The organism is Streptococcus sp. DD11 (genome assembly GCF_001578865.1).
Taxonomy (GTDB): domain Bacteria; phylum Bacillota; class Bacilli; order Lactobacillales; family Streptococcaceae; genus Streptococcus; species Streptococcus panodentis.
The window spans coordinates 294,512-301,855 of sequence record NZ_KQ969395.1; the positions used below are offsets into that span (position 1 = coordinate 294,512).

The 7,344-nt window shown below is 47.5% G+C and carries 6 protein-coding genes and 3 pseudogenes; 1 reads left to right on the top strand and 8 read right to left on the bottom strand.

Annotation, left to right across the window (positions count from 1 at the left end; translation table 11 throughout):
* Positions 1-49: 49 nt before the first annotated feature.
* Positions 50-184, bottom strand: coding sequence for a hypothetical protein (locus STRDD11_RS14900; protein WP_277592849.1), 135 nt, complete (start codon positions 182-184; stop codon positions 50-52).
* 61 nt (positions 185-245) lie between these two features.
* Between STRDD11_RS14900 and STRDD11_RS09135 the strand changes: the two are divergent.
* Positions 246-661, top strand: a pseudogene (locus STRDD11_RS09135) (MarR family transcriptional regulator).
* A 194-nt stretch (positions 662-855) separates the two neighbouring features.
* Here the strand turns inward: STRDD11_RS09135 and ileS are convergent.
* The 7 genes and pseudogenes from ileS to STRDD11_RS14500 form a co-directional block, all read right to left on the bottom strand.
* Positions 856-3,648, bottom strand: coding sequence for an isoleucine--tRNA ligase (ileS, locus tag STRDD11_RS09140; protein WP_128837057.1), 2,793 nt, complete (start codon positions 3,646-3,648; stop codon positions 856-858).
* A 313-nt stretch (positions 3,649-3,961) separates the two neighbouring features.
* Positions 3,962-4,759, bottom strand: coding sequence for a DivIVA domain-containing protein (locus STRDD11_RS09145; protein WP_128837058.1), 798 nt, complete (start codon positions 4,757-4,759; stop codon positions 3,962-3,964).
* Positions 4,760-4,768: 9 nt separating this feature from the next.
* The gene (locus STRDD11_RS09150) at positions 4,769-5,554 is read right to left on the bottom strand and encodes a YlmH family RNA-binding protein (RefSeq protein WP_128837059.1); all 786 of its coding nucleotides are present in this window, start codon (positions 5,552-5,554) and stop codon (positions 4,769-4,771) included.
* A gap of 4 nt (positions 5,555-5,558) precedes the next feature.
* Positions 5,559-5,828 carry a YggT family protein gene (locus STRDD11_RS09155; RefSeq protein WP_128837060.1) on the bottom strand — a complete coding sequence of 90 codons (270 nt, stop codon included), beginning with the start codon at positions 5,826-5,828 and terminating at the stop codon, positions 5,559-5,561.
* 11 nt (positions 5,829-5,839) lie between these two features.
* Positions 5,840-6,424, bottom strand: a complete 585-nt coding sequence (locus STRDD11_RS09160; RefSeq protein ID WP_128837061.1) for a cell division protein SepF — start codon at positions 6,422-6,424, stop codon at positions 5,840-5,842.
* Positions 6,425-6,433: 9 nt separating this feature from the next.
* Positions 6,434-7,103: pseudogene (locus STRDD11_RS09165) on the bottom strand (YggS family pyridoxal phosphate-dependent enzyme).
* Positions 7,104-7,111: 8 nt separating this feature from the next.
* Positions 7,112-7,344 (bottom strand): annotated as a pseudogene (locus tag STRDD11_RS14500) (cell division protein FtsZ); the annotation flags it as partial.

A 7,344-nucleotide genomic window follows, 5' to 3' on the forward strand; every position in this document is an offset into this window, starting at 1 on the left:
GGACTGTGAGAGCCTCGCGGGGCTGGGACAGAACTAAATTTTTAAAAATTTAGTTCTGTCCCACCGCCCGTTCCAGATTATTGTAGACTCTGTCCTGCTCCACCACAAAGGTTTTCAGGCGCAGCCTTAGAAATTTATAAAATTCTAAGGCCGTTAATTGCTCAAAACTTTTTACCTGCCGCATACTTGTTTCCTCTCGATTTTTTCTGTATAATAAATGCAAATGCAACTAACAAGGAGTTCCTATGGATTACCGCCAACTTTTCCGACAGATGGGCCTGATTTCCAGACAAGCCATGCTGAAGATGAACCAGCAAGCCCGTTCCTGCGGTCTGGACAATAATTTATTTTTACTGCTGACTCGCATTGTCGAAAATGAAGGCCTCAGTCAATCACGATTGGCAGAAATGGTTCAGATTGACAAAACCACCCTTAGCCGCTCCCTCGGGAAGCTAGAGGAAAGAGGCCTGATTGTCAAAAAACCAACGCTCAAAACAAGAAGTTCAAGGAACTCTATCCCAGCAGCCAAGCGCTCAAACTTTATGATCAGCTGATTGGTTTTGAAAATACCTGCGCCAGCCAAGCCTTGCAGCAGCTGACCTCCTCTGAGCTCTTTCAGCTGCAAAGCATTCTCGCTAAAATAGAAACAGCTAAGTTATAGTTTTTTAGTACGAGGCAGTGAGCCCGCAGACAGCTCAAAGCAGTGCTTTGAGGTTGCGGATAGAGCTTCCGTGAGGAAGTCTCAAAAGCAGGGCAAGGCGAGCTAACAAAGTAATAAAAGAGAAACTAAATGACGATATAAAAAGGCTCGCCATCAAGGGCAGAGCCTTTTTTTATATTTTTGAAAATCAACCCTTACTTGCTTTCAAAGCCCTCTGCTACTGCCTGAGCAAAGTTTTCTTCCACAATTGCTGCACAGTTGTCACAGATCTGAGCGTGATAACTGCGCTCTCTGACCGTCTCGTCAACACGGCGGCAGCGGTCGCAGACCTGACCAGAGGCATGCTCCACTGTAAAGGCCACATCCTCAAAGGCCAGAGCAGTTTCCGGAGCAGGACCGTCCGCAATGGTCAGCTGAGACACGATAAGCAGCTGAGCGACATCGCTGTTGACTGCTTCCAGTAAGGTTTTGACAACTTCATTTGGATAAACAGTCAGGTGAGCTTCCAGAGACTTCCCGATGACTTTTTCATTGCGGGCTTCCTCCAGAGCTTTCTGGGCCTGGCTGCGGAAGTCCATGAAAGCAGACCAAGTATCCAAAATCTCCTCCTGATTAGGGAAACTTTGATGCTCTGGCAACTCAGCCAGCTGGACATAGTCTTCTTCCTCATGCTCCAGATAGGACCAGATTTCCTCGGCCGTATGCGGCAGGATTGGAGTCAAAAGCTTGGTAATTTTAACCAAAATATCATAGAAGACAGTCTGCATCTGGCGGCGTTCCAGCGATTTAGCCCCTTCGATGTAGACCACATCCTTGGCAAAGTCCAGATAGAAGGCAGACAAATCCACGGTGACAAAGTTGACAATGGCCTTGTAAATCGTCAGAAATTCAAAGTCAGCATAGGCTTTGCGGATGGTTGCTACCAGCTGATTGAAGCGGATGGTCATGTACTTATCAACCGAGCGGAGCTCTTCATAAGAAAGAGCATCTTGAGCCGGGTTAAAGTCAGAAGTATTGGCCAGCAGGAAGCGCAGGGTATTGCGGATCTTGCGGTAGGTTTCAGAGACTTGGCTGAGGATATCCATGGAAATGCGGACATCATTGCTGGAGTCCACACTGGTCACCCAAAGTCGGAGAATTTCTGCCCCGAACTGCTTTTCCACATCACTAGGCGCAATGGTATTGCCCAGAGACTTGGACATCTTTTCTCCCTTACCGTCCAAGGCAAAGCCCTGAGACAGGATTTGCTTGTAGGGAGCTACTCCATGATTGGCTACGGAGGTGATTAGAGAAGAGTTAAACCAGCCCCGGTATTGGTCGGAGCCTTCCAGATAGAGATCAGCTGGATAGGTCAGCTCAGGACGGTTGACCACCACACCATTCCAGGATGAACCTGAGTCAAACCACACGTCCATGATGTCTGTTTCCTTGGTAAATTCACCATTTGGAGATCCTGGGTGGGTAAAGCCGGCAGGAAGCAAATCTTTGGCTTCACGCTGCCACCAGATGATTGAGCCATGCTCCGCAAAGAGCTGAGCTACATGCTCGACAGTCTCTTCTGTCATGATTGGCGTGCCGTCTTCTGCATAGAAAATCGGTAGAGGCACACCCCAAGCCCTCTGACGGGAGATGACCCAATCGCCGCGATCGCGGATCATATTGTAGAGACGGACCTTGCCCCATTCGGAATGAAATTTGACCTTTTCAATCTCATCTAAAATTTCCTGACGGAATTTCGAGACGGAAGCAAACCACTGCGGTACTGCCCGCCAGATGATGGGCTTCTTGGTCCGCCAGTCAAAAGGATAGGAGTGAGAGATTTCTTCCTTGGCTAAGAGCAGATGGCCTAACTTTTCAATAACAGTCGGCACGACTTTGTCATAGAACTGGCCTGCAAAGTCTGGGCCGGCATTGTCCATCATGATGCCGCGTTCATTGACCGTCACGGCTACTTCCAGCCCGTTGGCTACACCGACACGGTAGTCATCCTCACCAAAGCCGGGCGCCGTATGGACGATACCCGTACCAGAATCCAGAGTCACGTGCTCCCCTAGGATGACCAATTCATCTACATCCGAATCCCAAGGATGCTCTGTCACGATATGATTGAGCTCAGCTCCGCGGTGACTGGCCACAACTTCCGCATCTTCCCAGCCAAATTTTTCAGAGAGAGTGTTCAGGAGATCAGCAGCCACGACAAATTTTCGGCTTTCTCCGGCCGGTCTCACCACCAAATAGTCAAAGTCCGCACCAACCGTCAGACCGCGAGAGGCTGTAATGGTAAAGGGCGTGGTCGTCCAGACGGTAATATAAGTATCTGTGTCCAGCACTCCCTTGCCGTCCTTGACCCGATTGGCATAGTAAAGAGAGGTAGAAACCAAATCATGGTATTCAATTTCGGCTTCTGCCAAGGCTGACTCAGAAGACCAAGACCAGTAGACCGGCTTAGCACCGCGGTAGATATAGCCCTTTTTGGCCATCTGGCCAAAGACACGGATTTGGGCCGCTTCATAGTCAGGGGTCAGTGTGATATAAGGATGGTCCCAGTCACCAGAAACGCCCAGCCGTTTGAAATCTTCCTTCTGCTTGTCTACCTGACTGAGAGCATAGTCCCGGCACATTCTCAGATACTCTGCCAAATCCAGCTCCTTACGCTTGACGCCCTTCTTGGCCAAAACCTGCTCAATGGGCAGACCGTGGGTATCCCAGCCTGGGATGTAGGGAGCCAAGTAGCCAGACATAGATTTAGAGCGAACGATGATGTCCTTGGAAATCTTATTCATAGCATGGCCGACATGGATATTGCCATTGGCATAGGGAGGCCCGTCATGCAGGATAAAATGCGGCTTGCCTGCATTCAGCTCCTGCCGGCGCTGATAAAGCTTAGCCTCATCCCATTCTTTCTGCCAGATTGGCTCCTTATTGGGCAGACCGGCCCGCATCGGAAAGGCTGTTTTCCCAAGATTGAGTGTTTCTTTGAGTTTCATTTTTTCTCCTCATGAATGATTGATTACAAAATAAAAGACCACAAATTTCTCCTAAGGACGAAAATTCGTGGTACCACCTTTGTTCAGACAGAAAAAGCTCCTGTCCCTCTTCGAATCTGCATCACAGATAAGCCTGCTAGACGAAGGCTTCTTTATAGACACAGAATCTTAGTCTGTAACGAAGACTGGCCGTCAAATCCTACTGATTTCAGATTTGAATCTGCAAAATGATAAGCCTGGCAAAAGGGACTGCAGGTCTCTCACCCTCACCTGCTCGCTTTCAGTATTCTGTCAGCCTCGTGTTTCTGCAATCTTATAAAATATTTACTGGAATTTTTTGCTCGCCGTTTGAGTCATCCTGGTCATCTCCGCCCTCTGTGTCCTTTTCTGCTGCCTGATGCGCTTCTAAGTCTTCATCACTGAGCGGTGAAAAAGCCTGCGTCGCAGCCAGCTCACGGTTCGCTGCCTCGATGCGCTCCTGCAGCTCCGCCATTTCTTCCGGAGAGAACTGACGGGTCACATCCACTTCTTCCTCACGGATAAGGGCTTCCTCTCCAAGAACTTCGGCTACGACTTCCTTGAAAGCATCATCACTGGTCTGCAGATAAGTAGCTGTCGGACGCAAAATTTCTTCCCATTCCGATGAGTCGACAATGCTGAGCTGGCTTTCGATAGTGGACTTGAGGCGCTGATGGAAAACACGGGTTTTGTTTTTTAGTTCCTCTGTCTCAATCGCCACCTTCTTGGCATTGTCTGTCGCCTGACGCAGAATTTCATCTGCCTTGTACTTAGCTCCGTCCAAGAGATGCTGAGCATCTTGCTCAGCCTGACGAACAATATTGGTCGAACGCTCATTGGCCGCTACCTTGACCCGCTCAGCAGTATCCTGAGCAATCAGAACGGACTGGCTGAGAGAGTCTTTCATCTCATCGAAATAAGTCAGACGCTCTTCCAGATTGCGGATTTTTGCTTCCTTTTCATGATTTTCGCGGACCAAATCTTCATAATCCCGGACGATAATATCAAGAAATTCATCTACTTCCTCAACATCATAGCCTCTAAATTTGGTTCCGAACGATTTATCTTTAATTTCTAATGCTGTAAGTGCCATACTTCCTCCTCATTTACTAGCGAATAGTTCAACAGTTAACTTATATTTTCCGTTTTTGGAAAAGCCGTTTTCTCTTAAAACCTTAAATCTTCCAAATCTTCTAACACTGATTAAATCATCCAGCCCGACTTGCCGACTGGGATTGTCAGTAACAGCATAATTCATTTTCACATGCTTTCCTGAAATCAGCTGAGCAGCCTGACTCCGGGACAATCTGAAGGTGCTGGCCACCAGCTTATCCAGACGAAGGCTTGATGCCAAGATGTCTTTGGTGACAGCCTCCTGCTCAACCCTGAGCTGTTCGCCGGCAGCAACTTTTTTCAGTCTGACAGGTACTTTGGCAATTTTTGAAACATTGTCCATAAAGTACTGCGCCAAGCGGCTGTCCACAAATAACTGAGCCCGTTCTCCAACAACCAGAATATCGCCAAAAGTCCGCCTCTCAATGCCCAGCTGATTAAGCAGGGTTCCCATGATTTGGGCATGGCTGATTTTGCAAAATTTACTGGCATAGGAAATCTCCAGCAAGGTCAGTCCAAAATCCTCCCGGTCCAGCTCATAGTAAGAAGGGGCAACAAGCACCTTGGCCCATTCACTGGGATAATAATCCGAACTGGCGAAGACCTGTACATCATAGCCTTTGCCAATATTTTTCAGAATCAGTACCTGATGCGGATTCAGAAAAGAAGTTGCTTCAAAAGCATAGGTATTTTCTACCCTTTGAAAAAGCTCCAAGCTCCTGTCAATAAAGTCCCGATCCTCATGTGAAAAATGCTGATAGATGTCTTTTATCATAGTATCAAAACAAGAGAGCTACTAATAAGCTGAAAGACAAGCGATTTAAAAGGTGTAAAGCCAGAATAGCAATCCAAACTGTGAAATCAAGCCCTGCAAACTGCAAGGGCAGCTTCCGGAAAAGTTTTAAATAGGGTTCCGAAAGAGCCGTTATTAGCTGGCCAAACTTGGTCTGATAGGCCCCTGGAAACCAGGACAACAGCGCATAGATAAGCAAGACCGCTGAATAAAGGTTAAACAGATTCGATACGGCTTGAAGAATAAAAAATATCATATCTCTGTCTCTTATCTGCTGCGCTTCATGTCAAAGTCAAATTCGCTCAGCTCAACATCATTTGGCAGGCGAATATCTTCTACATTGACCACTACATTGATTGGAGTCAGCAAGTACATGGTACTGGCAACTTTTTTCAGGTTGCCGGCCAAGACATAGCGTGCACCGTCAAGGTAGTCCAAACAGCGTCGTGCCTGCACCTCTGTCATATACTGGAAATCAATCAGGATGCTTTCATTCGCCAAGAGCAAATCGACAATCTCTGTTGCTTCTTCGTATTTCCTCGGATAGCGCACATCAATGGTAATTTTCTCATCCGCATTGGCACGGTGCTGAGCCAGCTCCTGCTGGCGCGCATGCAGGCGCGTAATGTTTTCTGTCGGAGATTTCTGCTGCGGCGGCTGCGACGAGGCAGCTGAAGCAGCTGGACGGGCCGGCCGGTTTTCTTTGGCAGGCTTGGACTGTACCAGTGCAGGCTTCTGCTGCTGCTTAACAGGAGCAACAGGAGCAGCTGCGGTCCGTTCCTGTACGTCCGTCTCCTCTCCATCTTCCGTAAAATAATCTATAAATTTATCAAATCTATCTTTTAATGACATAGTTCTTTCCTATTTAAAAAACGCGGTACCGATTCTGACATAGGTTGAGCCGTTGGCAATAGCCTGAGGATAGTCCCGGCTCATTCCCATGCTTAATTCAGAAAAAGGCATGTTTTTAACTGTTTCTTTTTAATTCTTTTTGAAGTTGGCGGGCTGTATCAAATATCTGATTCAGCTCCTCGTGACTAGCCTCAAATGGAGCCATTGTCATTAAGCCTACAATGCAAATATTTTTCAAGGATTCAAGCTGAGGCAGGACAGCATCCAGCTCTTCCAGCCGAAAACCGTGCTTGCTTTCTTCTTGAGAAATGTTTACCTGCAGGAAACATTTAATCACATGCTGAGCCCTTTTGTCAATCTCCTGAGCCAATTTGACAGAATCCAAAGCATGGAAGTAATCGACAAGATGAATCACATCTTTTACTTTTCTTCTCTGCAGGCTGCCGATTAGATGCCAAGTAAGATTTTCATCTTTCAGAGCTTCATATTTTTCCAGAAACTGATCCACCCGATTTTCGCCGATATGCGTCACTCCGGTGCGGACGAGTTCCTGAGCCGTTTGACAGTCAACATACTTGGTCACGGCAATAATCTTTACTGAATCTTTTGAACGATTGGCCCTTTCAGCCGCTTCTTCAACGGCCTGAAAAACGGCTTCCTTATTATTCTGCAAATCCATGGCTTAGATTAACGGTTTCTGAAAAATGGCGGTGTTTCAAGCTCATCATCATCTTCATTGGTCTCTGCATAGCGTTCAACACGAGCCGAAGAAGCCGGTTCTGCCTGACGGACAATCGCTTCGCGGCGCAGGTCCCAGTCGCCAAAGGCTGAGCCTTTGGGCGTATCCGTTCTTTGACGGTTCGGAGTCGGAACATCCACCGTTTCTGTCAAGTCAAAGTTCCGGTCAAAATGCGCTGAAT